The following is a 26,122-nucleotide window of genomic DNA, read 5'->3' as shown; positions in this document are numbered from 1 at the left end:
CCCGGCATTCGCCGCGCCATCACTAGCCCAGCGGAGCGGCCGCCAGAAGCCGTGAGGCACGGGCGGCGGGGCGCCCCGGGCGCATGGCCTGCGGATCACTCCTCCCCCTCGACCAGCGACCACTCCCGAACCCGCGCCAGGTGGTCGTAATCCGAGTACGCCTTGGCGTATTTCGGGTAGGGCCGGGACAGGTAGGCGGCGTCGCCGGCCATGAACGCCCCGACGAGCTGGCGCAAGCCCGCGACGTGGGCCTCGACCAGTTCGGTCAGGCTTCGCCCGTCGCCCCGCGGGGGCTTGAGTGGGGCCGGATCCAGGGGCGTCTTGCCGCCCCCGGCGCGGATGTAGAGGAGGTCGGGCGTCTCGCGCGCCGGGTCGAGGCCCCGGAAGGCGCCGGCCTGCAGCATGGCGGCCTCCAGCGTCAGCTGGGGCGAGAAGCCGGCGAAGACCTCGCGGGCGCTCGGCGGCTGGCCGGTCTTGAAATCGATGAGGGTGTGGCCGCCGTCGCGGCGGGTCTCGATCCGGTCGGCCCGGGCGCGCAGGGTCAGGACGTGGCCGCCCGGTATGGGAACCGCCCAGCGGCCGCCGGCTTCCGCGTGCACGCGCCGGATCCCAGGGCGGCGCTCGGCCTCCCAGGCCAGGAACGCTTCGGCGAGCCGCACGAAGCGCGGCCACCATTCGGCGTAGAGCTCCGGATAGGCATCGGCGATCGGCGCGAAGGCGTTGGCGGCCAGCGCGTAGAGAACCTGGTCGGCGTCGTCGAGGGCGGGCAGAGCCTCGGGAAAGCGCTCGGCGAAGCCGCCGAGAACGGTGTGCACGATGGTGCCGCGGTCGCTGGCACTCGGCTGCACCGCCACCGGCTCCAGGGCGTCGAGGCCGAGCACGTGACGGGCGAAGATACCATAGGGGTCGCGCACCAGGGTCTCGATCTCGGTGACGCTGAGCGAGCGCGGGAACAAGGCCGGGTCGGGCCGGGGCGCCGGGCGGCGCAGGCGCGGCGGCAGCGGGCCGGTGCCGGCATCGATCGCCGCGGTGAGCGCCCGGAAGCGCTGCCCGCCCTGCACCAGGCCGGCCCACACCGCCTCGCCCGCGAAGGCGCGCAGGCGCTGCAGGAAGCGCGACGGCACCGTCGGCGCACCCTCGCGCTTGTGCGCCCGGGTGATGACGGCGTCCGGGCAGCCGAGCGCCTGGACGAAGTCGTGCGCGGTCTGGCCGAGGCGCCGCTCCGGCGGCGGCAGGCCGACCCGGCCGCGCATCGGCCGGTTGAGGAAGGCGTCGGTCTCAGCCTTGGGCGGCCAGACGCCCTCGTCGAGGCCGCCGAGCACCACCCGGTCGACGGAGAGGAGCCTCGCCTCCAGGAGGCCGAGGATGCGCAACCGCGGATGCGGCCCGGCATTGCGCCGCGACACCACCCGCTCGCGGGCGAGCGCGGTGAAGAAGGCCGGGTAGTCCGAGAAGCGGCCGGCGAGCAGGCCCGGCTCGGCCAGCTCCATGTCGTCGAACAGGGCGTCGAGCACCGCCACGGAGGCGTCGGGCTCCTCCGCGTCCTCCTCGGGTCCCTCCATCAGGAGGTCGCAGGTCGCGCGGTGGGTTCTCGCGATGGCGATCAGGTCGTCGGGCGCGTCGTCCTCGTCGGCGAAGAAGTCCCGGAAGGCGACGGAGAGGCGCAGCAGCAGCTCGTCCGCCGCCTCCCAGTCCTCGGGCGTGAGGCGTTGGCGCGGCCGGGGATCGTGCGGGCGCTCCTCGGTGCGGGCGAGGCGCAGAGCCTCCTCGATGCCGGCGAACCCCTTGGCCGGGGCGGGACCGCGCAAGCATCCGATTTCGAGCGCGCTCGCCGCGCGCTCGATTTCGGCCCGGCTCAGCCCAAGGCGCACCAGGGGATGGGCGAGGAGCGCCAGCACCCGCTCGGGCTTGGCGTCGAGCGCCGCGACGTCGGCGGCGAGCCGCGCGAGGCGCCCGGCGGGGCTGCGCGCCAGCGGCTCGCCGGCGGAATCGTCGGCGACGATGTTCCAGCGCTTGAGTTCGGCGGCGACCCGGATCGCCAGGGCGCGATCCGGGGTGATGAGGGCGGCCGTGCGGTCCGGCTGCTCCAGGGCCTCGCGAAGGGCGACCGCGATGGCGAGCGCCTCCTCGCGCTCGTCGGCGGCCTCGACCACCCGGATCCCGGCAGCGCCCTCGCGGGCGAGCCTTTCGCGGATGGCCGGATCGAGATCGGCCCAGGCATCGGTGGTCTCGGCCGGACGCAGGGACTGGGACATCAGGCCGGCCCGGGCCGCCGCTGCCGGGCTCGGGGTGCCGAGGGGAATCACCGTTGTCCGGTCGAGGGCGAGGAAGCTCTGCCCGACGAGGCGATGCAGCACCGCCTGCGGGTGGGCGTGGGCCGCCGCCTCGCCGTCGCCACCGGGATCGATGGCGCTCCAGCCGGCGTGGTCGAGGTCGCGGTCGAGGCCCGGCAGCACGACGGCGCCGCGGGGCAGGCCGGCGATGGCCGCGATCAGTCGGGCTGTGGCTGGTACCGAACCGGTCGAGCCGGCGACGATCACCGGGTCCGCCGGGCACTCGCGGGTGAGGCGGGCTGCCTCCGCCAGTACCAGGGCGCGGCCGCGCTGCACGGGATCGCTGACGCCGCGATCGGCCAGGATCTTTGGCCAGTGCTCGGCGGCGATGCGCACGAAATCGAGGGTGAGGGAGAAGTAGCGCGAATGCTCGGCCTCGACGGCGCCCGCGATATCGTCCCAGGGCAGGCCCTCGACGGTGAGCGAGTCCATCAGCCCTTCGAGGTCGGCGGCGAGGCCGACCGCGTCGGCGGGCGAGGACGGCACCCGGAACGGCACCTCGTCGCCGAGAGGCAGGAGCTGGCGGTCGACCGTGCCGGCCCAGGCCTGGACGAGGCGCGCCAGGATCAGCCGGCGTTCGAGGGCGGGGATCGGCGGGTGCAGGACCTCATCGCGACGCTCGCCCGGGGGAGCGGCCAGAAGGTCGAGCTCGGCCTCGTCGGCCTCGCCGAGGGGGACCATGCGGGGCAGGAGCGCGGCCGGGCCGCATTCCTTCGCCAGGATGGCGGCCAGCGCCCGGGCGGCGCGGCGGGTCGGCAGGTAGAGCGTGACCGCGGCGAGGCCGAACGGCCCGCCGGCCAGATCCCCCACGAGGCGGCCGGAGAGGAGCGCGTCGGCCAGGGTGTCGAGGAAGCGCAGCCCTGGCGCGATGGTGAAGACGTGCCCCTCGCTCACCGGCCGGCCTCGCGCAGGAGGTAGCGCACGGTCTTCGCGCCACCGTGGATGTCGGCCGTGCCGGCTTGCCGGAAGCCGAGGGCGGCGTGGAACGCATCGGAGCCCGGATTCGGCGGCAGGCGGTTCACCTCGCAGGCGATCCGGTCGTGGCCGGCGGCGTGGGCTTGCGCGAACAGGCCCTCGTAGAGCGACCGGGCGAGGCCGAGGCCGCGCTGCGCCGGGGCAGTGACGATCCGGTCGACGTAGACGAAGCGGGGGTAGCGGGCCCGGAACCAGCGGAAGTTGGGGCTGGCGTAGGAGGCGTCCTGGTCGAGGGCGATCAGGAAGGCGGCGAGGCCGTCGGGCCCGGTGACGGCGGCGGCCAGGAAGGCCTGGTCGATCAATGCGCGCAGGGCCGCTTCGTCGAGAGGCGAGGTCTCGGCGGCGTGGGCGGTGTTGAGCGCCAGGATCGCGTCGAGATCAGTGATCGGACGCATCGAGAAACCGGGGGGCATGTGAGATCCGTGTGATCTGTCCCGTAGACGGTCAGACGCGGGATCCCCTCTCCTACAAGGAGAGAGGAGATTTGCTCTACATTGACCGAGACAGATCAGGCGGCGCCCGCCTCACGGCTGCGTCGCGCTCGCCCGCACCCGCTCCTCCGCCTCACGCAGGGCCTCGGGCGTGCCGACATGAAGCCATTGCCCGTCGAGGCGAAGTCCGAACAGGCGCTCCGCCGCGATGGCGCGGTCGAACAGCAGGTTGAGGGAGAACGAGCCCTCCGGCGTGTCGGCGAAGAGGCCGGGCTTCACGATCGCGACGCCAGCATAGACGAAGGGGGCGACCTCGCGCTCGGCCCGGCGAGTCAGGCGTCCCTCCTTGTCCATGTGGAAATCGCCTGGGCCGTCATAGCCGAGGCTGGTGGCGGCGGAGGCCAGCAAGAGCAGCATGTCCATCCGCTCCGGATCCCAGGCGGCGACGAGCCGGGCGAGATTCGGCTGCGGTCCTTCGAGCCAGAACGAATCGGAGTTCAGCACCATGAACGGTGCCGAGCCCAAATGCTTGAGCGCCTTCTTCACCCCGCCGCCGGTCTCGAGCAGCTTGTCGCGCTCGTCCGAGATCGTGATGAGCGGAGCCGAGCGCCGACGCACCAGGTGCGCCTCCATCAGGTCGGCGAGGTAATGCACGTTGACCACCGCCTCCGCGATGCCGGCCTCGGCGATCCGGTCGAGGGCGTAGTCGACCAGCGACTTGCCGGCGACCTCGACCAGGGGCTTCGGCGTGGTGACGGTGATCGGGCGCATGCGCTTGCCGAGGCCCGCGGCCAGCACGAAGGCGCGAGTCACGGTGGTGCTTGGGGAATCGGTCATCGCGGGCGGGTTTCGTCGGGCGGTCAGGGTTCGGGGCAGAGGCGCGGAAGGTGCGCGGCGTACCAGGCCCGCACGCCGGCCAGCGCCGGGTGGGCGAGGTTGCGGGCGAGGTAGCCCTCGATCCGCGGCAGGTGGGCGAGGTAGGCCGGCTTGCCGTCGCGCCGGTCGAGGCGGGCGAAGATGCCGAGGATCTTGGTCGCGCGCTGCGCCCCCAGCACCGCATAGGCGCGGGCAAAGCCCTGCATGTCGAACTCGGCGTCGCGTAAACGGCGCTCGCGGGCGTAGAGCCCGAGCAGGCGCAGCTCGAACTCGGCGCTGGCATCGACCCGCGCGTCCTGGAGCAGCGAGGCGACGTCGTAGGCCGGGTGGCCCAGGACCGCGTCCTGGAAGTCGATCAGGCCGATGCGCTCGATCCCGTCGCGCTCGGGCAGCCAGATCAGGTTGGGCGAGTGGTAGTCGCGCAGGGTCCAGGTCCGCGCCTCGCCCTCCAGGCCGTCCAGAGCTTCGGTCCACGCCGCCGCGAAGGACGCTCGCGCGTCCGGCGTCAGCGGCGTGCTGGCCACGTAGGGCGCGTACCATTCGGGCAGCAGCTCGGCCTCGAACAGCAGGGCCTCGCGGTCGTAAGGGGGCAGCACGTGGTCGCGCCCCTCGGCCACCGGCAGCACGCTGGGCAGCGTCGTGCCGTGCAGGCGCGCCAGCACCTTGACCGCCTCGGCGTAGCGCTCCGGCCGCGGCCCGTTCTGGTCGATGACGGGCTCGGTGCCGAGGTCTTCGAGGATCAGCAGCCCCGCCTCCAGATCCTCGCCGAGGATCTTCGGCGCGGAGAGACCCAGAGCCCGCAGGCCGCGATCGATCGCCACGAAGGCGTGCACGCTCTCGGCGAGGTGAACGATGGCGCTGTAGGGCTTGCCGTCGCGCACCGGCGGCCCGTCGGGCTTCGGCGGCGAGATCATCAGCACGGCCTTGGAGCCGTCTGGGTTGGTCAGACGCTCGTAGGACCGGCTCGAGGCGTCGCCCTGCATGTGGGTCCGGTCAGCCTCGCCCCAGCCGGAGCGGTCGAGGAGCACGCGGAGCGCGCGGGCCCGCATCAGCCGTCCGCCGAGGCCGCCGCCGCCGATCAGGCGGGCGAGCCGGGCGTCGTCGCCGAATTCAGGCTTGAGGGCGAGGTCGATGGCGAGGGTCGGGCCGTGGCGCGGCGGCAGCCGGTCGGGCCACTCGACGAGGGCGATCGCCCGCTCGGTCATCTCGTCGAAGCCGAGCTCGACCAGTTCGTCGGACCCGCGCAAGCGGTAGAGGTCGGCATGGACCACCGCCTGCCCGGCCCGGCCCTCGTAGGGCTGGACGAGCGTGAAGGTCGGGCTCGGCACTTCGAGGTCCGGATCGCCGACGATATCGCGGATGATCGCGCGGGCCAGCGTCGTCTTGCCGCCGCCGAGCCCGCCGGAGAGCGCCACGAGGTCGCCGGGCCGCAGGATCTCGGCGAGGAAGCGGCCGAGATCCTCGGTCGCGCTCTCGTCCGGCAGCACGATCTCCCAGGGTGTGCGCTCGGCCATGCCCTCCTGGTCCACTCCGCCATCCTCGCTCACGGGCCCGTCAGGGGCGTCGAGCCCCGTGATAGCTCATGAACCTTAACCTTTCCCGGCCGTCCCCGGGGTCGTGCGACACCGTGCCCGTGATGATCGACCCGGGGCGATCGGTCTGAGACAACGCGCCCAGGGTGCCGGAATTTCCCGACTCCGTCACCCGCCGGCACGCACAGGTTCCTACGGCGGCCGCCCTGCCGGCTATTCGGCCGCCGCCAGATGGGCCTCGCCGTCCCCGACCGGGAAGGTGCAGGTCACCCGGGTGCCGGCGCCGGGGGAGGACGCGATGTCGATGCGCCCGCCATGCAGCTCGACGAAGGAGCGCACGATCGACAGGCCCAAGCCCACGCCGCGGTGGCGGGTGCCCAGCGTGTGGCTCTCGAAGCGCTCGAACACCCGCGCCATCACCTCGGGCGGCATGCCGCGGCCCTGGTCGATCACCTCCAGGACCAGGCTCTCGCCGTCCTTGCGTGCGCAGACCCGCACCTGCTGGCCGGGCGCCGAGAAGCCGACCGCGTTGGAGAGCAGGTTGAACAGGATCTGGCGGATGCGCTTGCCGTCGGCGACGAAGCTGCCGATGTCGGGCGGAACGTCGAGGACGAGGGCGATGTCGGCCTCCGCCAGCCGGTCGCCGATGCCGCGCACCGCCGCCGCGATGGTGGTCTGCACGTCGACCCGCTCGCGCGTCAGCTCCATCGAGCCGGCATCGATCGAGGCGAGGTCGAGGATGTCGTTGATGATGACGAGGAGCGCCGCCGAGGAGCGCATGATGTGGTCGGCGTATTCGCGCTGGCGCGGGTTGAGGGCGCCGACGGTCTCGTCGCCGAGGAGCTCGGTGAAGCCGATGATGTTGGTGAGCGGCGAGCGCAGCTCGTAGGAGACGTGGTGCACGAACTCGTCGCGCAGGCGGGTGGTGCGCTCCAGCGCCTCGTTCTTGTCGGTCAGCGCCCGCTCGACGTTGACGCTCGCCGTCACGTCGATGTGGGTGAGGAGTGTCGCGCCGTCCGGCAGCGGCTCGGCCGCGCAATCGAGCATGGTGCCGTCCTTGAGCGCGAGCCGGCAGGCGAAGCCGCGGCGGGCATCGACGAGGCCGGTCACCGCCTCGCGGATCTGCGTCCAGGGCTCCTCGGCCGGGCTCAAGGTGCGGCAGACCGCGATCACCTGGTCGATATGCGGCTGGACCTCGACCATCTCGGGGGCGATGCGCCAGACCTGGGCGAAGGCCCGGTTGGCGAATTTCAATCGCCCGTCGGTGCCGAACACCGCCACCGGCTCGCGCAGGGTGTCGAGCGTCTCGCTCTGCACCTGCATCAGCACGTTGTAGCGCGATTCGAGGTGGACCCGCTCGGACACGTCCTCGAACAGGTAGGTCAGGCCCCCTTGCGGGTTCGGGTCGGCGAGGACGCGCAGGGTCCGCCCGTCCGGCAGGTGCCACCAGGTCTCCTGCGCCTCCGCGGCCCGGTAGGCGGCGAGCACGCCGGCCTTCCAGGTGCGGAAATCCGCCTGCTCGGGCAGCTTGCGGGCATTGCGCAGGGTGTCGAGGATCTCGCCGTCGAGGGGCCGTCCCTCCAGGAAGGCGGGGTCGAGGTCCCAGAGCTGGCGGTAGGCGGCGTTGTGGAAGATCAGCTGCTGGCGCGCGTCGAACATCGCGACGGCGGTGGGCAGCTGGTCGAGGGTGCGGACGTTGGCGTCCATCTGGCGCTGCAGGTCGGCGCGCACGCTCTCGAGCTCGGAGACGTCGACCGCGATGCCGACGGTACCGGCCTCGGTCGCGACCTCGGTCACGTCGAGGGTGCGGCGCGCGCCCGCCACCACCGCGGAGACCCGCAGCGGGCCGGTGCCGCCCCGGGACCGACGGCGCTCGGCCTCCTCGCGGGCCGTCCGCTCGAGGAGTTCCGCCCCCTCGCGGACTGCGCGGGTGGCATCGCCCGCCTCCGCCGCGGCGACGTAGGCCGCGTTGGCCCAGGCCAGGCGCCCGTCGCGGCCGCGGCGCCAGACCGGCTGCGGGATCGCGTCGAGGAGTCCGGAGAGCGCCGAGAGGCCGTGGCGGGCCTCGTGGAGGGTGGCGCGCAGCTCGACCAGCTCCTGGCGCTCGCCGGTCAGCTCGCGCAGGCGCAGGAGGGCCTGACCGCCCACGGCCTGGCCCTGCGCCTCGATGGTGCGGCCCTGGAGAGTGTGGACGGTGCGGCGGAAGCGCTCGCCGCGTCCACGCAAGGACTCGACCGCGGCGTCGAGGGCGGCGGCGTCCGAGGGCACGAGCCAGGCCCCGAAGGCGAGCACCCGGCGGACCGAGCCCGGCCGGGTCCCGTCCGCCGTGATGCCGACATCGCCCTCGATCAGCGGCTCGCCGCGGGCGTCCCAGGTCACGACGACCTGCGGCTCGGAGCCGAGGAGCAGGTCGGCCCGGTCATGGGCGCCGCGCAGCTCGGCGAGCTCCGCGTTCAGGGTGTGCTCGCGCCGGGCCCAGCGCGCACGCTCGCGCAGGTAGAGCAGCGACAGGATCGTGGCGAAGATCGTCAGGCCAATCAGCACCGCGAAGCCCACGGCGTTGTGCGCGTGCAGCCCCGGGGCGGTCTCCGCCGCCTGGGCGGCGGCCGCGAGGCCGAGTGCACCGCCCAAGATGCCGGCGCCCGCGCGGCCGCCGAGCCGTCGCGGCGTACGTCCAACCCCCATGATCCGTCGGTCTCCACGCGAACCGGCGCACCGGCCCTCGACCGGACCGGCACGCCTCACGACCTGAACGCTACGCCTCGATGAACGCCGGGCGCCGCCCGCGACCGCGGAGCGGCTCCCCTTCCCGGAGATTCGGACGGAGTTTAGCGCGGCGCGGATTCGTGCCGGAAGGGGTGAATTGGGGGGAGGCCAGCGATGCCCGCACGGAGCATCGTCAAGAGCACAGAAATGCCACACCTAAGGCAGAACAAAGGCAGAACCTGGGTTCCCTCCCGGAGCGTACAACCGCCGCGGCGGAGCGTGCACGCAGACAGAAAAGCCCGGCCTTTCGGCCGGGCTCCCTTCGATCACTGCGCGATCGTCGCGCCGATCAGTAACGGTAGTGGTCGGGCTTGAACGGACCGCTCTGCTTGACGCCGATATAGGCGGCCTGGTCCTCGCGCAGCTTGGTCAGCTTGACGCCGATCTTCTCGAGATGCAGCGCTGCGACCTTCTCGTCGAGGGCCTTGGGCAGGGTGTAGACCTTCTTCTCGTACTTGCCCGGGTTGGTCCAGAGCTCGATCTGGGCCAGCGTCTGGTTGGTGAACGAGGCCGACATCACGAAGGACGGGTGGCCCATGGCGTTGCCGAGGTTCACCAGCCGGCCCTCCGACAGGAGGATGATGCGGTGGCCGTCGGCGAACTCGATCTCGTCGACCTGCGGCTTGATGTTCTGCCACTTCAGGTTCTTGAGACCCGCGACCTGGATCTCGTTGTCGAAGTGGCCGATGTTGCAGACGATCGCCCGGTCCTTCATCGCCCGCATGTGGTCGAGGGTGATGACGTCCTTGTTGCCGGTCGCGGTCACGAAGATGTCGGCGCGCGGCGCGGCATCCTCCATGGTGGTGACCTCGTAGCCCTCCATCGCGGCCTGGAGCGCGCAGATCGGATCGACCTCCGAGACCAGCACGCGGCAGCCGGCGTTGCGGAGCGAGGCGGCCGAGCCCTTGCCGACGTCGCCGAAGCCCGCGACCATCGCGACCTTGCCGGCCATCATCACGTCGGTGCCGCGGCGGATGCCGTCGACCAGCGACTCGCGGCAGCCGTAGAGGTTGTCGAACTTCGACTTGGTGACCGCGTCGTTGACGTTGATCGCCGGGAAGAGGAGCTTGCCCTCCTTGGCGAGCAGGTACAGGCGGTGCACGCCGGTGGTGGTCTCCTCCGAGACGCCCTTGATCGACTCGGCGAGGCCGGCGAACCAGCCCTTCGGCTTCTCGGCCAGCATGCGCTTGAGCAGCGCGAAGAAGATCTCCTCCTCCTCCGAGCCCGGCTTGTCGAGGAAGGCGGTGTCGCCCTGCTCGGCGCGGAGACCCAGATGCACGAACATCGTGGCGTCGCCGCCGTCGTCGAGGATCATGTTCGGCATGCCGCCGTCATGCCACTCGAACAGCTTGGCGGTGTAGTCCCAGTAATCCTTCAGGGTCTCGCCCTTGATGGCGAAGACCGGGATGCCGGCGGCGGCGATCGCGGCGGCGGCGTGGTCCTGGGTCGAGTAGATGTTGCACGACACCCAGCGGATGTCGGCGCCGAGAGCCTTCAGGGTCTCGATCAGCACCGCGGTCTGGATCGTCATGTGCAGGGAGCCGGCGATCTTGGCGCCCTTCAGCGGCTGGCTCGCGGCGTATTCCTCGCGCACGGCCATCAGGCCGGGCATCTCGGTCTCGGCGATCGCGATCTCCTTGCGGCCGAAATCGGCCAGGGCGATGTCCTTGACGATGTAGTCCTGCGTGCTCGGCATGGTCGGGCTCCCCGTATCGGCCGTTTCGGGTGCGCCTATAGCAGCCCCCCGGCGGGGAGGCAATCAAGATATAAAGATGTCTTTATGCGATTGGTTCGAAGGTGGATGGCCGGCCGCCCCGGCGGCGCTTGCACGCCTCTTGCAGACGTCAGGCGCGTAACGCGACCGGACGGGTCGCGTGCCAGCCGGGGTTCTTCACATGCGTCACGCCTCCCTCTCGCGCCGCCAGCTCCTCGCCGGCGCCTCGGCCCTCGCGGCGCTCGGGCCGACCGGGGCCGTTCTGGCCGAAGGGACGGCATCCGGCAGCCTGACCTACGGCATCTCGCTGTTCGACCTGCCGCTCACCACCGGCCAGCCGGACCGGGGTGCCGGCGGCTACCAGTTCACCGGGCTCACCCTCTACGATCCCCTGGTCGCCTGGGAGCTCGACGTCGCCGACCGGCCGGGCAAGCTGGTGCCGGGCCTCGCCACCTCCTGGGAGAGCGACGCCTCGGACCGCCGCAACTGGATCTTCCGCTTGCGCGAGGGCGTGAAGTTCCACGACGGCTCACGGTTCGATGCCGATGCGGTGGTCTGGAACTTCGACAAGGTGCTCGACGCCAAGGCGCCCCACTACGACCAGCGCCAGGCCTCGCAGGTGCGCCCGCGCCTGCCCTCTGTGGCGTCGTACAGGAAGCTCGACGCCATGACGGTGCAGGTCACCACCAAGGCGGTCGACGCGCTGTTTCCCTACCAGATGCTGTGGTTCCTGATCTCGTCGCCGGCGCAGTACGAGGCGGTGGGCCGCGACTGGACCAAGTTCGCCTTCCAGCCCTCCGGCACCGGCCCGTACCGCCTCGCCGCCCTGGTGCCGCGGGTGCGCCTGGAACTGATCCCGAACGAGACCTACTGGAACCCCAAGCGCATGCCGCGGCTGGCGAAGCTGACGCTGGCCTGCATCCCGGAGGACCTGGCCCGCGCCAATGCCCTCCTCTCCGGCAATGCCGACCTGATCGAGCTGCCCGCTCCCGACGCGGTGCCGCGCCTCAAGGGCGCCGGCATGCGGGTGACCGGCAACGACACGCCGCATGTCTGGAACTACCATCTGTCGATGCTGGAGGGCAGCCCGTGGCGCGACCTGCGCCTGCGCAAGGCCGCCAACCTCGCCATCGACCGCGAGGGTGTCGCGGCGCTGATGGGCGGCCTTGCGACGCCGGCCGTCGGGCAGGTGCAGCCGTCGAGCCCGTGGTTCGGCAAGCCGAGCTTCCAGATCAAGTACGACATCGACGCGGCGCGCAAGCTGATGAAGGAGGCGGGCTACTCGGTCCAGAACCCGTTGCGCACCAAGTTCATCATCCCGACCGGCGGCTCGGGCCAGATGCTGTCGCTGCCGATCAACGAGTTCGTGCAGCAATCATGGGCCGAGATCGGCATCGCGCTCGAGTTCCAGGCGGTCGAGCTGGAGGTCGCCTATACCGGCTGGCGCCAGGGCGCCGCCGACCCCTCGATGAAGGGCATCACCGGCAGCAACATCGCGTACGTCACGTCGGATCCGCTCTACGCCATCCTGCGCTTCTACGATTCGAAGCAGGTCGCGCCGACCGGCGTGAACTGGAGCCATTACCGAAACCCGGAAGTCGACACGCTCTGCGACGCGGTGCGGGCGAGCTTCGACCCGGCCGAGCAGGACCGAATGCTGGCGCGCATCCACGAGATCGTCGTCGACGACGCGGTGCAGGTCTGGGTCGTGCACGACACCAACCCGCACGCGCTCTCGGCCAAGGTGAAGGGGTACACCCAGGCGCAACACTGGTTTCAGGATCTGACGACGCTGGGGTGAGCGGCGGCGCCCGGGTCAACAGTCGGTCGGCGCCGTCACCCTGGCGATCCCACAAGGTTCGGGCTCGCGGAGCAGGCCGCCGGTCCCGCCCATGTCCCTGGCGGCATGCGCGCCGCAGCGGGCGGCCGGCGACCATCCGCGGGCGCGCAGCGTGGAGCCCGGACATTGGCCGATCCGGAATCGAACGGTGCGCCGGCGGTCGGAATACAGGCGCTCCCGCGGCGTCCTACTTCGGGCGTTCCAGCACGGATGTGGACCGTCCCGAGCCGTCGTAGGTCGCCCGGAGCGTCGGGAAGTCGACCGACAGGCTGTCGCGGCCGAGGTAACAGATATCGGCCTCCGGTGCGTGGCTGTCCGGCTCGCCGAGCAGCGCCCGGATCTCTTGGCATGTCGCGCCGGGCCTGACGCCGGCCACGCGCGCCGCTCGGACGAGGTTCAGGCGCGCGTTCGTGTCGTCGTGATTGCCGAAGCCCGCCTGCCACCTGCCGCGATCGAACGGCGGCCCAGCCTCGTCGCAGTCCGCCGCGGAGACGGCGAGCGCGAGAACCGCGGCCAGTCCGGGCCGGCCGGAACGGGCGCGCGCAGGCCTCGCCTCGTCCCGCCCGAACCGCGGATCCGCTCAGGGCGAACAGCTCGCTGCGACATGATGCGATCCCCGATGCGCACGAACCGACGCGGCCGTCCATGTCCGGTCATGTTCCCCGCCCATGATGGGCATGGTCGGACGGCGTCCCGCAATCGCGGCGAGCGATCGGCATAGCGGGAGTGGACACGATGCGGGGTGGGCAGGCGGGGCAAGCGTCGAGGATTGTTGCGCAGGTGCTGGCCGGGTCCCTTCTCGCCTCCGCGGCGAGCGCCCGGAGCGCCCAGCCTTCCGACGCCTTCGAAGCCTGCCTCGACCGGGCGGCCGGCGATCCGGGCGCGATCCAGCTCTGCGCCGACGCCGCCGTCGCGGCCGAGAGCGCCAAGCTCAATCCCGGCAATGGTCCGGCGGGAGCCGATTTCGCGCAGGCCCTGGTCGCCCTCGGCGACGATGCAGTCGAGCGGGGCCTCTTCGGGAGCGGCCGGGCCGCCGAGGTGGCAGTGGCGCAGGCGGGCGTCCGACTGGCCCGGGCGCGATCGGCTTTCCTGCGCGGCAACGACCCACCGGCCGCCGGCCGTACCGAGCCGACGGCTCTCGGACCGGACGCGCAGGCAGCCTGGGCGCGCAGCCGCCGCTCGGATTGCGCGGCCCATACGGTCGCCGACTGCGCCGCGCGCTACGACGCCCTGCTGAGCATCTACGCTCGGGCGGACCTCGACGAGGAGGCGCGACCGGCGCCCAGACGACCGAGCCGGTGAGGGTTCGATCCACGGGGGAGTGGCCGTTGCCCGCTCACCCCTCCGCGAACACCCGCGCCACGTCACCCTCCCCCATCACCCGGTAACGCCCAGGCTCCAGGTCGGCCGGCAGCTCCAGCACACCGACCCGATCCCGGTGCAGCGCGGTGACGTGGTTGCCGACCGCGGCGAACATCCGCCGGACCTGATGGTAGCGCCCTTCCGTCAGGGTCACCGCGGCGCTCGTCGGCCCATGGACCTCCAGGATCACCGGCAGCAGCGGCTTCTCCTCGCCCTCCAGCATCAGGGTACCCGAGGAAAAGATCACGCCCTCGTCGCCGCGCAGGGGCCGGTCCAGGGTGACCTGGTAGCGCTTCGAGACGCTGGCCTTCGGCGAGATGATGCGGTGAAGGAGTGCCCCGTCGTCGGTGAGCAGCAGGAGGCCGGAAGTCTCCTTGTCGAGGCGGCCGACGGTGGAGAGCGGCGGCTCGCGCCGGCGCCAGCGCGGCGGCAGGAGGCCGTAGACGAGCGGACCCGCCTCCTTGTGCGAGCAGGTGACACCCAGCGGCTTGTGCAGCATCAGCGCCACCCCGGGGAGAGGGTCGAGGGGTTTGCCGCTGACGGTGAGGCGAGACGAGAGATCCGGGTCGAGGGCGATGCGCTGGTCGGCGTCGCGCAGGGCCGAACCGTCGAGCACCACGGCACCGGCGCGAGCGAGCATCTGGATCTCGCGGCGCGAGCCGTAGCCGAGATTGGCGAGCAGCCGGTCGAGCCGGACCGAACTCGTCTTGCCTTTGCCGCTCATTTGCCCGTGCCGCTCATTTGCGCGCCTCGTGGATCTTGTAGCCGTGCGCGGCGGCCCGTTGCGTCACCTCGCGGAAGACCTCCGCCAGGGTCGCCTCGTAGGGCAGATGGGCATTGGCGGTGAGCCAGAGCGTCCCGCCCGGCCGCAAAGCCGCGGCAGCGCGGCGGATGAAGGCCTGGCCGAGCGCCCGGTCCTCGGCGCCGCCGTCGTGGAAGGGCGGGTTCATCACCACGAAGTCGAGACGATCCGGCACCGCGTCGGCCGCCCGGGCATCGCCCCAGGCGATCGTGACGCGGGGATCCCCGACATTGCGCCGCGCCGCCGCGACGGCCCTCCGGTCGATGTCGATCAGCGCCAGCCCCGTCACCTTGGGCGAGGCCAGGACGGCCCGGGCGAGCACGCCGAGGCCACAGCCGAGATCGGCGCCGCGCCCGGAGAGCGCGGGCATGGTCTCGATCAGCAGGGCGGTGCCGGGGTCGATCCGGTTCCAGGAGAAGATGCCCGCTTGCGTCCACAGGCCGAGATCGGCGAGACGCTGCGGCGCCCCGTCGGCGATGGCCTCGTCGAGCCCGGCCGGCGTGTCCGGCCGCACCGTGCGGACGATGCGGTGATGGCGCCGGGCGCTCTCGTCGAGGCGGCAGCCGAAGCCCGAGAGTTCGCGGGCGAGGCGCGAGCCGCCCCGGTCCTTCGGGGCGAGCACCGTGAGAGGCGCGCCGGGCGCCAGAGCCCGCAGGCCGAGCGCCAGGGCGTGGCGGCGCTCCAGGGTGCCGGGCGGGGCCAGCATGGTCAGGCCGGCGAGCGAACCTGCGTCCAGATCCTCCAGGGCCGCGCTGCCGGGCACGAGGGGCGAGAGCTGCACGGCGCCATCCGCCACCTCGGCGAGATCGGCGGGCGGGTGGCCGTAGACGGCAAAGGTCGGGTCGGTCACGGTCAGCCGCGGGGGAATTCCAGGCCCATCTCGCGGTAGCGCTCCGGGTCGTCGGCCCAGTTCTCCCGCACCTTCACGAACAGGAACAGGTGGACCTTCGCCTCCGCCGCCTCGGCGATGTCGATCCGCGCGGCCTGGCCGATGGCCTTGATGGTCTGCCCGCCCTTGCCGAGCACGATCTTCCGCTGGCTCTCGCGCTCGACGAAGATGGTCTGCTCGATCCGCACCGAGCCGTCGGGCCGGACCTGCCACTGGTCGGTCTCGACGGTCGAGGAATAGGGTAGCTCCTCGTGCAGCCGGTCGTAGATCTTCTCCCGCGTGATCTCGGCGGCGAGCATCCGCAGGGGCGCGTCGGAGACCTGATCCTCGGGGTAGAGCCAGGGGCTCACCGGCATGCGGGTCGCGAGCTCGCGGCGCAGGTCGTCGACACCGTCGCCGGTCAGCGCCGAGATCATGAAGATCCGCTCGAACGGCACCCGCTCGTTGAGGGCGGCGGCCAGTGCCAGCAGGCGCTCACGGGGCATCAGGTCGATCTTGTTGAGAACGAGGTATTTCGGCCGCTTCAGCTCCGGCATCCGGTTGAGGATCGCGTCGACCTCCTCGTCCACCCCTTTCCGGGCGTCGATCAGCAGGCAGACCGCGTCGGCATCGGCCGCGCCGCTCCAGGCCGAGGTCACCATCGCCCGGTCGAGGCGGCGCTTGGGGGCGAAGATGCCGGGGGTGTCGACGAGCACGATCTGCGCCGCACCCTCCATGGCGATGCCGCGCACCAGCGCCCGGGTGGTCTGCACCTTGCGCGAGACGATCGACACCTTGGTGCCGACGAGACTGTTGAGCAGGGTCGACTTGCCGGCATTCGGCACGCCGATCAGGGCGACGAAGCCTGCCCGGGTCTCCTGAGGCGGGCCGGCATCTTCGGTGTTTGGGGTTGTGTCGTCGGTCATTCTGCCTGCTCCCCGGGCTCGTCCCCGGTCCACAGCCCCTCGCGCACCAGGAGAGCGCGCGCGGCCGTCTGCTCGGCCAGGCGCTTCGAGCCGCCGATGCCGATGCCGGGCGCGACGCCGGTGACCCGGGCCTCGATACGAAATTGCGGCGCGTGGTCGGGCCCGGCCCGCTCCACCACCACGTAGACCGGGGTCGGCCAGCCTTGCGCCTGCGCCCATTCCTGCAACGCGGATTTCGGGTCGCGGCTGCGCGTCCCTTCCGTCTGGCGGTCGGCCTCGAAGGCGCGGTCGATCACCGCCTTGGCGGCGCCGTAGCCGGCATCGAGGAAGATCGCCCCCAGGATCGCCTCGCAGACATCGGCGAGGATCGCCGAGTTGCGGCGCCCGCCGCCATGCACCTCGCCGCCGCCGAGATTCAGGTGCGGGCCGACCTCCCAGGCATTCGCCACCATGGCGCAGCTCTCGCGCCGCACCAGGCTCGACAGGCGCCGCGACAGGTCGCCCTCGTCGGCCTCGGGCAGGGCCTTGTAGAGCCCGTCCGCCACGGCCAGGCCGAGCACCCGGTCGCCGAGGAATTCGAGGCGCTGGTAGCTGCCCCGGCCGTTAGTGGCGCTGACATGGGTGAGTGCCCGCACCAGGAGGTCGCGGTCGGCGAAGCGGTGGCCGATGCGCTCCTCCAACACCGAGAGGTCGGGCCGGCGCCGCATCCCGCGCTTGCGCCGCGGCGGGGCCTCACCCGGTGCGGGGGCAGGCGGCTCGGCCTGCGGCGTTGCGGCGTCGGCGTCGCTCACGCTCCTCAACTCCCGTCAGTGGATCGGCTTGAACAGCCGGTTCCAGCGCACCGTCCACGGCCAGTTCCAGACCTGCCAGGCGGCAGCGCCCTCGTCGATCGAGAAGAAGATCACCTCGGCCCGGCCGATCAGGTTCTCGTACGGCACGTAGCCGACATTGCCGAGGTCGCGGGAATCGGTGGAGTTGTCGCGGTTGTCGCCCATCATGAAGAAGTGGTTCGGCGGCACGGTGTAGACCTGGGTGTTGTCCCACAGGCCGCGGTCGCCGTCGCGCTCGATGATCTCGTGGGTGACGCCGTTGGGCAGGGTCTCACGGTATTGCGGCACCAGGGTCGGCTGGCCGAAGGCGTCGGTGGTCGAGTAATCCGCGATGCGCTCGCGCTTCACCGGCCGGCCGTTGATGTTGAGCACGCCCTCGATCACCTGGATCCGGTCGCCCGGCAGGCCGATCACCCGCTTGATGTAGTCGGTGGCGTTGTCCTTCGGCAGCTTGAACACCACGATGTCGCCCTGCTTGGGCGCCGCGCCCCAGATCCGGCCCTTGGCCTCGAACGGCAGGTACTCGCTCAACGGCAGGGAGTACTTGGAATATCCGAGAGAATACTTCGAGACGAAGAGATAATCGCCGATCAGCAGGGTCGGGATCAGCGAGCCGGACGGGATATTGAACGGCTGGAACAGCAGGGTGCGGACCACGACGGCGATCAACAGCGCCTGGACGCCGACCTTGACGGTTTCCTTGATCGAGTCCCACAGGCCGGCTTCCTTGCCGCGTTTCAGGTCCTGATCCGTGCGTGCGCGATCCATGCTCGTTCTCTCCGGCGGTCCGTGCAGATGTCGCCTGGGCACCCGCCGAGGGCACGCGGCCGGCTTTTTGCGCGGTGCGGGGGGTCTAGACCAACGCTTGCCCGCCCGCAACGCGGCGCGGCAGGCGGGGGCGAATCACGTCGGGCGGAGCCGTCAGCCCTCCGGCAGCGCCTCGATGATGACGAAGGCTTGGGCGAGCGGCGGGTCGTCGGTGAGCGTCACGTGCACCACGGGCCGATGGCCGGGCGGCATCAGGGCGGCGAGGCGGTCCGCCGCGCCGTTGGTGAGACGCAAGGTGGGCCGGCCGCCGGGCAGGTTCACCACCTCCATGTCGCGCCAGAACACGCCGTGGCTCATGCCGGTGCCGAGGGCCTTGGAGCAGGCTTCCTTGGCGGCGAAGCGCCGCGCGTAGGACGGCGCGCGGGCGGCGCGCCGATCGCTGCGGGCGCGCTCGCCCTCGGTGAACACCCGGTGGGTGAAGCGGTCGCCGAAGCGCTCCAGCGAGCGCTCGATGCGGCGGATGTCGCAGAGATCGGAGCCGATGCCGACGATCATGCGCCTCTCCCCGTACGGCCGGCCTCCATCGCGGCTCGCATCGCCCGGATCGCGGCGGGGAGCCCGTCGAAGATCGCCTCGGCCATCAGGGCATGGCCGATATTCAGCTCGCGCACCTGCGGCAGGGCCGCCACCGGACCGACGCTCTCGACCGTGAGGCCATGACCGGCATGGATCTCGAGCCCGAGAGCGCCGCCATGCTCGGCTGCGCGGGCCAGCCGCGCGAGCTCGGCCCGGACCTTCGCCTCGTCGCCGGCGAGCACCGCCTCGCAGTAAGTGCCCGTGTGCAGCTCGACCACGGGGGCGCCCAGCGCGCGGGCGGCCTCCATCACGTGCACCTCCGGCTCGACGAACAGCGAGACCCGCACCCCCGCCTCGTTCAGGCGTGTGATCGCCGGCGCGAGATGCGCGCGACCGCCGACGATGTCGAGCCCGCCCTCGGTGGTGCGCTCCTCGCGCTTCTCCGGCACCAGGCAGGCGGCGTGCGGCTTCAGGCGGAGCGCGATGCCCAGCATCTCCTCCGTCGCCGCCATCTCGAAGTTCAGCGGCCGGTCGATCTCGCGCATCAGCCGCTCGACGTCGGCGTCGCGGATGTGGCGGCGGTCCTCGCGCAGATGCGCGGTGATGCCGTCGGCCCCGGCCGCGATCGCCGCATGGGCCGCGCGCACCGGATCCGGCAACGTGCCGCCGCGGGCGTTGCGCAGGGTGGCGACGTGATCGACGTTGACGCCGAGACGGAGGGGAGAGGCGGACATCGGGCGGACTTCTCGGACGAGGCTTTCGGCAACGCCCGCGATGTAGCGTCACCCGCCCGTCACCGCCAGCCGGCGCTCTTGCGGAACAACACTCCCCCGAGAAAGCGCCGGGAGGCCAAGCCTCCGCCTGGACACCTCGCCCGCTGCGCCGCACTGTACTCCCTCCGCGGCGCGGGCCCGGATGCCCGCCGGGCGCAAGGCCCCGCCGCGACAAACCGACGACCGATGCTCGGGCGGGCCGCCGCGCCTGCCCCGGAGGCCCACGATGTCTGCTCGACGGCTCGACCGCGGCGGTGACGCGCCCGCCCGGCTGCCCCTGCCGCCCCGCCCCCACAACTTCGCCGCGTTCGTCCCCCATCCGGACCGCTCCCCTGCGGAACCCCCGGCCGCGGTTTCCAGTTGGATGCGTCATGTGACCCTGCGAGAGGCCCGCTTGCCAGGAAACCTGCCGAGAAACCTGCTGGGAACCGCGCGGACGATTCTGACGGCCGTCGCCGCGCTCTGCACCGTGACGGCGGCGCACGCGCAGCAGGGCTCGACGCCCGCGGAGGCGCAGAAGCCGCCCGCGGCCCCCGCCCCCACGGCGCCGGCTCCCGCCGCTCCCGCGGCACAAGCTCCCGCAGCCCAGCCTCCGGCGGCGCAGGCCCCGGCGAACCAGCCTCCCGCGAATCCGGCTCCGTCGAACCCCGCACCGGCCCCCGCTCCCGCGGCGCAGGCCCCGGCGATCCCGCCCGGCACGCCGGCCACGGTCCTCGACACCCAGGATTACGACGGCGTCCTCGGCAAGCCGGTGCGCAGCGCCGCGGGTGAGGATATGGGCCGGATCATCGACATCATCGTCGACAAGGACGGCCGGCCGCGCGCCGCGATCATCGATTTCGGCGGCTTCCTCGGCGTCGGCTCGCGCAAGATCGCGGTCGACTGGCGCGCCCTGTATTTCTCGGCCGACAACAAGCCCGGCCGCGCGGTGCTGCAGCTCAACCGCAACCAGGTGCGGGTCTCGCCCGAGTACAAGCCCGGCGACCCGATCGTGGTGCTGGGCCCGGCCGGCCCGGTGCCGGCGCCCGCCTCGGCGCCTGCCCCGGCAGCGCCGGCCCCTGCCACCCCGGCACCCGCGACGCCAGCCCCCAATGCGGCAGCGCCTGCTGCTCCCCCGGCGCCAGCCCCCGACGAGGCCGCGGCGCGCAACCCGCCGGACAAATGACGCGACCGCGCCAGGCCCATCGCCGCCCCCTCGCCCATCGCGACCGGGAGGTCCCCCGCGCCGAGACGCGGCCGGACCCACGCCCGGATTCCGCCCGCGAGTGGGATCGGGCCGGCGCGTCCCTGGGTCGGCGGCGGGAGAAGTCGGCGCCCTCGCTCACCAGCAGCCGCGGTCTCGACGCCTTCACGTTCTTCGTCGCGAACCTGCAGACGGGCTTCGGCCCGTTCGTGGCGGTCTACTTCACCTCGCAGAGCTGGACCCAGTCCGATATCGGGCTGGTCCTCACCATCGGGGGCCTGTTCAGCCTGTTCGGGCAGGTGCCGGGCGGCGCCTTCGTCGACTGGGTGCGCTCGAAGCGCTTCGTCGCCGCCCTGTCGGTCGCGGTGATCGGCGCCTCGGCCGCCGGCCTCGCCCTGTTCCCGACCTTCCTGATCGTGGCGCTCTCGATGGCGGCGCACTCGATCGCGAGTTGCACGCTGACGCCTGCCATCGCGGCGATCAGCCTCGGCCTCGTGGGACATGCGGGCCTAGGGGAACGGCTCGGGCGCAATGCCCGCTTCTCGTCGATCGGCAATGCGCTCGCCGCCGCCGGCATGGGCGCCTGCGGCTACTACCTGTCGAGCGAGGCGGTGTTCTACGTCACGGCCGCCCTGGCGCTGCCGACGCTGGCCGCCCTGTGGTTCGTGCGCGCGAGCGAGATCGACATGGTGCGTCCGCAAGGCCCCGAGGGCGGCACGGCACCCGGCGGCTGGGAGAGCCTGAAGCTCGTCGTGACCAACCGGGCGCTCCTGTGCTTTGCGGCCTGCATCACCCTGTTCTTCGTTGCCAACGCGGCGATGCTGCCGCTGGTCGGCAGCGTGCTCACGGTGCGCACGAGCCAGACCGCCACGATCCTGATCGCCGCCTGCATCATGGCCCCGCAACTGGTGATGGCGCTGATCGCGCCCGCGGTCGGCCGCGCCGCCCAGGCCTATGGGCGGCGCCCGCTCCTCATCCTCGGCTTCGCGGCTCTGCCGATCCGCGGCCTGCTCTTCGCCTATACGGACGCGCCCGAATTGCTGGTGGCGGTGCAGGTCTTCGACGGCATCTCGGCCGCGGTGCTCGGCGTGATGGTGCCGCTGGTCGTCGCCGATTGCACCCGCGGCACCGGCCGCTTCAACATGGCACTCGGCGCGGTCGGCACCGCCATGGGCCTGGGCGCGGCGGCCAGCACCACCCTGTCCGGCTACATGGCCGACCATTTCGGCTCGCATGCCGCCTTCCTGGGCCTCTCCGCGGTGGCCTTCGCCGCGCTCGTCCTGATCGTGGCGATCATGCCGGAGACCCGGCGGCCGCGATAAGCGCGGTTCGAGGAGGTAGCGGGGTGAGACGGGAAAGGCGTGTGCGCTGCAGCGTCGCTCAACTCCCGTTCAGAAACGACGGATTAGAAAGCCGGCAGCACCATTCGCCTGCAACATAAGGTGACGCTTGCGCGTTGCGAGAAGCGGGTGGGGCCTGCGGGGAGAATGTGGGGAGGTCGCGGCGGGGTTCTTGCATCCCGTCCCTCTCCCGACCGTAGGCCGCACGCGTGCGAAGAACCGGGATCGATCGCCACGATGGATGACCTCTGCGCGTACGCCAACCGGCCCTGGGCCTTCGTGGCCCGCTACCTGCGCCGCCGCATCGTGCCCCACGCGGCCATCCTGGTCGCGGTTCTGGGCGCCGTGGCCTGCTCTGTCAGCACCCAGTACGGCTTGAAGGGCGTCGTCGACGCCCTCGGCAAGGGGCCTGAGGCGAACCTGATCTGGCCGGCGCTCACCGTCCTGATCTGCTTCATCGCCGCCGACAACATGCTGTGGCGGGTGGCGAGCCTGATCGCCAGCTTCACCTTCGTGAACGTCACCGGCGACATCCGCCGGGACCTGTTCCAGCACCTGACCGGCCACTCGCCGTCCTACTTCGCCGACCGGCAGCCCGGCACGCTGGCGAGCCGTATCACGGCAACCTCGAACGCGATCTTCACCGCCGAGAACATGTTCGTCTGGAACGTGATGCCGCCTTGCGCGGCGGCGTTCGGGGCAATCCTCTATGTCGGCAGCGTCAGCGTGCCGATGGCGCTCGGCCTGCTCGTCATCTGCGGCGGCGTGGTGGTGCTGATGTTCCGCATCGCCGCCGCCGGCAAGCCGCTGCACCACGACTTCGCCGAGAAGGCCGCCTCCGTCGACGGCGAGATGGTCGATCTTGTCAGCAACATGCCGCTCGTGCGGGCCTTCTCGGCCTACAAGCGCGAATTCGCCCGCTTCGACCAGACCATCGGCACCGAGATGAAGGCGCGGCGGCGCTCGCTCCTCTACCTCGAGCGCCTGCGGATCATGCACGCCCTGATCACCGTCGTGGCGGTGCTCGGTCTGCTCTACTGGGCGATCCAGATGTGGGAGGCGGGGGCGGCGACCGCCGGCCAGGTGGTGCTGGTCTGCACGCTGGGCATCACCATCCTGGCGGCGACCCGCGACCTCGCGGTGGCCCTCGTCGACGTCACCCAGCACACCGCCCGACTGTCCGAGGCCCTGCGCACCCTGCTCCAGCCGCACGACCTGCGCGACCACCCGGAGGCCAAGCCCCTCGTCGGCGAGGGTGCCCGCATCACCTTCGAGAAGGTGGCCTTCAACTACCCGGACGGCCGCGAGGTGTTCGGCGACTTCAACCTCGACATCCAGCCCGGCCAGCGCGTCGGCCTCGTCGGGCGCTCCGGCGGCGGCAAGTCGACCCTGTTCACCCTGCTGCAGCGCTTCTACGACCCGCAGAACGGCCGCATCCTGATCGACGGCCAGGACATCGGCCGCGTCACGCAGGAATCCCTGCGCGAGGCGATCACCGTGGTGCCGCAGGACATCTCGCTGTTCCACCGCTCGTTGCGCGAGAACATCCGCTATGGCCGGCCGGAGGCGACCGACGAGGAGGTGTGGGCCGCAGCCGCCGCCGCCCGTTGCACCGACTTCATCAATGACCTGCCGGGCGGCTTCGACACCATCGTGGGCGACCGCGGCGTGAAACTCTCGGGCGGCCAGCGCCAGCGCATCGCGGTGGCCCGCGCCATCCTCAAGGACTCGCCGATCCTGCTCCTCGACGAGGCCACCTCGGCGCTCGACACCGAGTCGGAGGAGGCGATCCGCGAGGCGCTCGGCAACCTGATGAAGGGCCGCACCGTGATCGCCATCGCGCACCGGCTCTCGACCCTGAAGGACTTCGACCGGATCGTCGTTCTCGACGGTGGCCAGGTGATCCAGGACGGCTCGCCCGACCGCCTGGTACACCTCGATGGGTTCTACCGCGACCTGATCCAGCGCGAGACGATCAAGCTGTCGCGCGAGGCCGCGTAGGGGCGTCGTGCGTCTCGCCCGGCAGGCGGGCTGTGTCATCTGAATTTGCCCTTCGGGGCGGGCGCCGGCTCACATCGCGTGAGCCGGCGCTTTGTCGTGAGAGAAGAGTCGAGCGTCCGCCAAAGGCGCTGCAACGGAACAGTGGCTGACGCTGATGGCGAGCGACATCGGGTAACCTCATCAGCCGTCACAGGCTGTCCTTTCCCGGACGGTGGCAGCCAGGCGGAAAGGAGGTCCGGGATCCGGCACAAGAAGCCGCGAAGCGTCCCTCTGGCTTTCCGCATTTTTGCGAAAACAGAACCCTTCACGCGGCACTTTCTCTGCTGGATCCCTCCCCGCCTTCCGTTGACGCCGCGATCGGGCGGGACGGGGTCAGGTCTAACCCGGAGCCATCCTCTGATTGGGCCCGACCGGATGCCGTTGTCGCGTATCGTGGTCGCGACAGGCGTCCGATATCGACGGGACAGGCAGCCGCCGACGCCGGTCCGCCGATGGCGGACGGGCTTTCGCGCGCGACGGCCAGGCGGCCGGTGCCCCTCCCCCGCGACCACCCGTCCCCACGCCCCCAATACTCCCTTGGGGAACGACCCCACACTGGAACGGTTATCGGGTATGCCGCCCGGCTCGAGGGCCGCGCGCCTCTCCCGGCGCGCGCCGGTGCTGGGCCACCTCACGATCGATGGCAGGCCCATGCTGAGCGAAAGCGGCTCCTCCACCCCACCGGGGACGATTCCGGTCACCCTGACGGTCAACGGGCAGGAGCGGCAGCTCCAGGTCGCGCCCTGGACCACCCTCCTCGACCTCCTGCGCGAGGAGCTCGACCTCACCGGCACCAAAAAGGGCTGCGACCATGGCCAGTGCGGCGCCTGCACGGTGATCGTCGACGGCAAGCGGATCAATTCCTGCCTCGCCCTCGCGGTGCAGAAGGACGGCGCCAAGGTCACCACCATCGAGGGCCTGTCCTCAGGCGACCTCCACCCGGTCCAGGCGGCCTTTGTGGAGCACGACGCCTTCCAGTGCGGCTACTGCACACCGGGCCAGATCATGTCGGCGGTGGCGCTGATCGAGGAGGGCCGCGCCCGCTCGCGCGAGGAGATCCGCGAGCACATGAGCGGAAACATCTGCCGCTGCGGCGCCTATTCCAACATCGTCGACGCCGTCGAGGATGTCCTGAAGAACAAGGCGTCGTCCTTCCGGGAGGCTGCGGAATGAACCGGTTCGACTATACCCGCGCCGGCACCGTGCAGGAGGCCGTGCAGGCGCTCGCCGCCGATCCGGCGGCGCGCTTCATCGCCGGCGGCACCAACCTCGTCGACCTGATGAAGTACAATGTCGAGCGGCCCGGCCGGCTCATCGACATCACTCGCCTGCCGCTCGACGAGATCGTCCAGCACGAGGGGGGCCTGCGCCTCGGCGCGCTCGTGCCCAACGCCACCGTCGCCTACGATCCGCTGGTCAACGAGCGCTATCCCCTGCTCGCGAGCGCGCTCCTGGCCGGGGCCTCGCCGCAGCTGCGCAACGCCGCCACGACCGGCGGCAACCTGCTCCAGCGCACCCGCTGCTACTATTTCTACGACGAGGGCACGCCGTGCAACAAGCGGGAGCCCGGCAGCGGCTGCCCGGCGATGACAGGGGTCAACCGCATCCACGCGATCCTGGGCGCCTCGGACACGTGCATCGCCACCCACCCCTCCGACATGTGCGTGGCCCTGGCGGCCCTGGACGCGACGGTGCAGGTCGAGGGGCCGAATGGGCGGCGCGCGATTCCCTTCGGTGAGTTCCACCGCCTGCCGGGCGACGAGCCGCACGTCGACACCACGCTCCGACATGGCGAGATCGTGCTCTCGGTCGACCTGCCGGACGAGGACTTTTCCAAGCACTACACCTACCTGAAGCTGCGCGATCGGCTCTCCTACGCCTTCGCGCTGGTCTCGGTCGCCGCGGCGCTCGAGGTGGACGGCGACACGATCCGCACGGCGCGCCTGGCGCTCGGCGGCGTCGCTCACAAGCCCTGGCGCAACGCCGAGGCCGAGGCTCGCCTTCAGGGCAAGCCTGCCACTCCGGAGACCTTCCGCGAAGCCGCGGATGTGATCCTGGCCGAGGCCCGGCCCTACGCCCACAACGCCTTCAAGGTCGAGCTGGCGCGGCGAGCCATCGTGCGGGGCTTGGTCCAAGCCGCTGCCGGCACGCCGCAATCCCAGACCGACAAGCGCATCGCCTGAGGAC

At 71.5% G+C, this 26,122-nt stretch carries 21 protein-coding genes; 7 read left to right on the top strand and 14 right to left on the bottom strand.

Annotated features, from left to right (window positions below):
- Positions 1-95: 95 nt before the first annotated feature.
- From addB to ahcY, 6 genes are all read right to left on the bottom strand, one after another.
- Complete coding sequence (addB, locus tag MFF64_RS11830; protein WP_238190879.1) at positions 96-3,227, bottom strand: double-strand break repair protein AddB; 3,132 nt, start codon at positions 3,225-3,227, stop codon at positions 96-98.
- Positions 3,224-3,721, bottom strand: coding sequence for a GNAT family N-acetyltransferase (locus MFF64_RS11825; RefSeq protein ID WP_099907179.1), 498 nt, complete (start codon positions 3,719-3,721; stop codon positions 3,224-3,226). The genes addB and MFF64_RS11825 overlap by 4 nt, the downstream gene beginning before the upstream one ends.
- Positions 3,722-3,832: 111 nt before the next feature.
- The gene (locus MFF64_RS11820) at positions 3,833-4,576 is read right to left on the bottom strand and encodes a nucleotidyltransferase family protein (protein ID WP_099907177.1); all 744 of its coding nucleotides are present in this window, start codon (positions 4,574-4,576) and stop codon (positions 3,833-3,835) included.
- 23 nt (positions 4,577-4,599) lie between these two features.
- Entirely contained in the window at positions 4,600-6,129 is a 1,530-nt protein-coding gene (gene tsaE, locus MFF64_RS11815) for a tRNA (adenosine(37)-N6)-threonylcarbamoyltransferase complex ATPase subunit type 1 TsaE (protein WP_207768222.1), read from the bottom strand.
- Between the two features lie 231 nt (positions 6,130-6,360).
- Positions 6,361-8,832: a sensor histidine kinase gene (locus MFF64_RS11810; RefSeq protein ID WP_099907171.1), complete on the bottom strand. Its 2,472-nt coding sequence runs from the start codon at positions 8,830-8,832 to the stop codon at positions 6,361-6,363.
- Positions 8,833-9,202: 370 nt separating this feature from the next.
- On the bottom strand, positions 9,203-10,609 hold the full coding sequence (gene ahcY / locus MFF64_RS11805; protein WP_099898667.1) for an adenosylhomocysteinase: 1,407 nt from the start codon (positions 10,607-10,609) through the stop codon (positions 9,203-9,205).
- Between the two features lie 199 nt (positions 10,610-10,808).
- On the opposite strand from ahcY, the gene MFF64_RS11800 reads away from it, so the two are divergent.
- Positions 10,809-12,428, top strand: coding sequence for an ABC transporter substrate-binding protein (locus tag MFF64_RS11800; RefSeq protein ID WP_099898665.1), 1,620 nt, complete (start codon positions 10,809-10,811; stop codon positions 12,426-12,428).
- A gap of 226 nt (positions 12,429-12,654) precedes the next feature.
- Here the strand turns inward: MFF64_RS11800 and MFF64_RS11795 are convergent, their stop codons facing one another.
- The gene (locus MFF64_RS11795; protein ID WP_099898663.1) at positions 12,655-12,843 is read right to left on the bottom strand and encodes a hypothetical protein; all 189 of its coding nucleotides are present in this window, start codon (positions 12,841-12,843) and stop codon (positions 12,655-12,657) included.
- A gap of 404 nt (positions 12,844-13,247) precedes the next feature.
- On the opposite strand from MFF64_RS11795, the gene MFF64_RS11790 reads away from it, so the two are divergent.
- Positions 13,248-13,769 carry a hypothetical protein gene (locus tag MFF64_RS11790; protein WP_099898661.1) on the top strand — a complete coding sequence of 174 codons (522 nt, stop codon included), beginning with the start codon at positions 13,248-13,250 and terminating at the stop codon, positions 13,767-13,769.
- 34 nt (positions 13,770-13,803) lie between these two features.
- Here MFF64_RS11790 and MFF64_RS11785 read toward each other — a convergent pair whose 3' ends face one another.
- The 7 genes from MFF64_RS11785 to MFF64_RS11755 form a co-directional block, all read right to left on the bottom strand.
- The gene (locus MFF64_RS11785) at positions 13,804-14,553 is read right to left on the bottom strand and encodes a pseudouridine synthase (RefSeq protein ID WP_099898660.1); all 750 of its coding nucleotides are present in this window, start codon (positions 14,551-14,553) and stop codon (positions 13,804-13,806) included.
- Positions 14,554-14,566: 13 nt separating this feature from the next.
- Complete coding sequence (locus MFF64_RS11780; protein ID WP_099898671.1) at positions 14,567-15,487, bottom strand: class I SAM-dependent methyltransferase; 921 nt, start codon at positions 15,485-15,487, stop codon at positions 14,567-14,569.
- Positions 15,484-16,425, bottom strand: coding sequence for a GTPase Era (gene era / locus MFF64_RS11775; RefSeq protein WP_099898658.1), 942 nt, complete (start codon positions 16,423-16,425; stop codon positions 15,484-15,486). Before era ends, MFF64_RS11780 begins: the two co-directional genes overlap by 4 nt.
- Complete coding sequence (gene rnc, locus MFF64_RS11770; protein ID WP_099898657.1) at positions 16,422-17,132, bottom strand: ribonuclease III; 711 nt, start codon at positions 17,130-17,132, stop codon at positions 16,422-16,424. The genes era and rnc overlap by 4 nt, the downstream gene beginning before the upstream one ends.
- 99 nt (positions 17,133-17,231) lie before the next feature.
- Positions 17,232-18,023, bottom strand: a complete 792-nt coding sequence (lepB, locus tag MFF64_RS11765; protein WP_099898656.1) for a signal peptidase I — start codon at positions 18,021-18,023, stop codon at positions 17,232-17,234.
- Positions 18,024-18,176: 153 nt separating this feature from the next.
- On the bottom strand, positions 18,177-18,578 hold the full coding sequence (gene acpS, locus MFF64_RS11760; protein ID WP_099898654.1) for a holo-ACP synthase: 402 nt from the start codon (positions 18,576-18,578) through the stop codon (positions 18,177-18,179).
- Positions 18,575-19,333 carry a pyridoxine 5'-phosphate synthase gene (locus tag MFF64_RS11755; RefSeq protein ID WP_099898652.1) on the bottom strand — a complete coding sequence of 253 codons (759 nt, stop codon included), beginning with the start codon at positions 19,331-19,333 and terminating at the stop codon, positions 18,575-18,577. The genes acpS and MFF64_RS11755 overlap by 4 nt, the downstream gene beginning before the upstream one ends.
- A gap of 412 nt (positions 19,334-19,745) precedes the next feature.
- Here MFF64_RS11755 and MFF64_RS11750 point away from each other — a divergent pair, with 412 nt between their 5' ends.
- The 5 genes from MFF64_RS11750 (at position 19,746) to MFF64_RS11730 (ending at position 26,118) form a co-directional block, all read left to right on the top strand.
- On the top strand, positions 19,746-20,537 hold the full coding sequence (locus MFF64_RS11750) for a PRC-barrel domain-containing protein (RefSeq protein WP_238190876.1): 792 nt from the start codon (positions 19,746-19,748) through the stop codon (positions 20,535-20,537).
- A complete protein-coding gene (locus MFF64_RS11745) occupies positions 20,534-21,877 on the top strand; it encodes an MFS transporter (RefSeq protein WP_165795483.1) in 1,344 nt (447 codons plus the stop codon). The genes MFF64_RS11750 and MFF64_RS11745 overlap by 4 nt, the downstream gene beginning before the upstream one ends.
- A gap of 255 nt (positions 21,878-22,132) precedes the next feature.
- Entirely contained in the window at positions 22,133-23,896 is a 1,764-nt protein-coding gene (locus MFF64_RS11740) for an ABC transporter ATP-binding protein (protein ID WP_099898649.1), read from the top strand.
- Between the two features lie 690 nt (positions 23,897-24,586).
- On the top strand, positions 24,587-25,108 hold the full coding sequence (locus MFF64_RS11735; protein ID WP_099898669.1) for a (2Fe-2S)-binding protein: 522 nt from the start codon (positions 24,587-24,589) through the stop codon (positions 25,106-25,108).
- Positions 25,105-26,118: an FAD binding domain-containing protein gene (locus tag MFF64_RS11730; protein WP_099898647.1), complete on the top strand. Its 1,014-nt coding sequence runs from the start codon at positions 25,105-25,107 to the stop codon at positions 26,116-26,118. The genes MFF64_RS11735 and MFF64_RS11730 overlap by 4 nt, the downstream gene beginning before the upstream one ends.
- The last annotated feature ends 4 nt before the right edge of the window (positions 26,119-26,122 follow it).

The organism is Methylobacterium frigidaeris (genome assembly GCF_022179185.1).
Taxonomy (GTDB): domain Bacteria; phylum Pseudomonadota; class Alphaproteobacteria; order Rhizobiales; family Beijerinckiaceae; genus Methylobacterium; species Methylobacterium frigidaeris.
Note: the sequence above shows the minus strand (reverse complement) of the source record. Positions and strands in the feature narration are given on the sequence as shown.

Excerpts from the sequence above, each read along its gene's own strand:
- MFF64_RS11825 (WP_099907179.1), bottom strand. The coding sequence starts at position 3,721 with ATGCCCCCCGGTTTCTCGATGCGTCCGATCACTGATCTCGACGCGATC.
- MFF64_RS11820 (WP_099907177.1), bottom strand. The coding sequence starts at position 4,576 with ATGACCGATTCCCCAAGCACCACCGTGACTCGCGCCTTCGTGCTGGCC.
- tsaE (WP_207768222.1), bottom strand. The coding sequence starts at position 6,129 with ATGGCCGAGCGCACACCCTGGGAGATCGTGCTGCCGGACGAGAGCGCG.
- MFF64_RS11810 (WP_099907171.1), bottom strand. The coding sequence starts at position 8,832 with ATGGGGGTTGGACGTACGCCGCGACGGCTCGGCGGCCGCGCGGGCGCC.
- ahcY (WP_099898667.1), bottom strand. The coding sequence starts at position 10,609 with ATGCCGAGCACGCAGGACTACATCGTCAAGGACATCGCCCTGGCCGAT.
- MFF64_RS11800 (WP_099898665.1), top strand. The coding sequence starts at position 10,809 with ATGCGTCACGCCTCCCTCTCGCGCCGCCAGCTCCTCGCCGGCGCCTCG.
- MFF64_RS11785 (WP_099898660.1), bottom strand. The coding sequence starts at position 14,553 with ATGAGCGGCAAAGGCAAGACGAGTTCGGTCCGGCTCGACCGGCTGCTC.
- era (WP_099898658.1), bottom strand. The coding sequence starts at position 16,425 with ATGACCGACGACACAACCCCAAACACCGAAGATGCCGGCCCGCCTCAG.
- rnc (WP_099898657.1), bottom strand. The coding sequence starts at position 17,132 with ATGCGGCGCCGGCCCGACCTCTCGGTGTTGGAGGAGCGCATCGGCCAC.
- lepB (WP_099898656.1), bottom strand. The coding sequence starts at position 18,023 with ATGGATCGCGCACGCACGGATCAGGACCTGAAACGCGGCAAGGAAGCC.
- acpS (WP_099898654.1), bottom strand. The coding sequence starts at position 18,578 with ATGATCGTCGGCATCGGCTCCGATCTCTGCGACATCCGCCGCATCGAG.
- MFF64_RS11755 (WP_099898652.1), bottom strand. The coding sequence starts at position 19,333 with ATGTCCGCCTCTCCCCTCCGTCTCGGCGTCAACGTCGATCACGTCGCC.
- MFF64_RS11745 (WP_165795483.1), top strand. The coding sequence starts at position 20,534 with ATGACGCGACCGCGCCAGGCCCATCGCCGCCCCCTCGCCCATCGCGAC.
- MFF64_RS11740 (WP_099898649.1), top strand. The coding sequence starts at position 22,133 with ATGGATGACCTCTGCGCGTACGCCAACCGGCCCTGGGCCTTCGTGGCC.
- MFF64_RS11735 (WP_099898669.1), top strand. The coding sequence starts at position 24,587 with ATGCTGAGCGAAAGCGGCTCCTCCACCCCACCGGGGACGATTCCGGTC.
- MFF64_RS11730 (WP_099898647.1), top strand. The coding sequence starts at position 25,105 with ATGAACCGGTTCGACTATACCCGCGCCGGCACCGTGCAGGAGGCCGTG.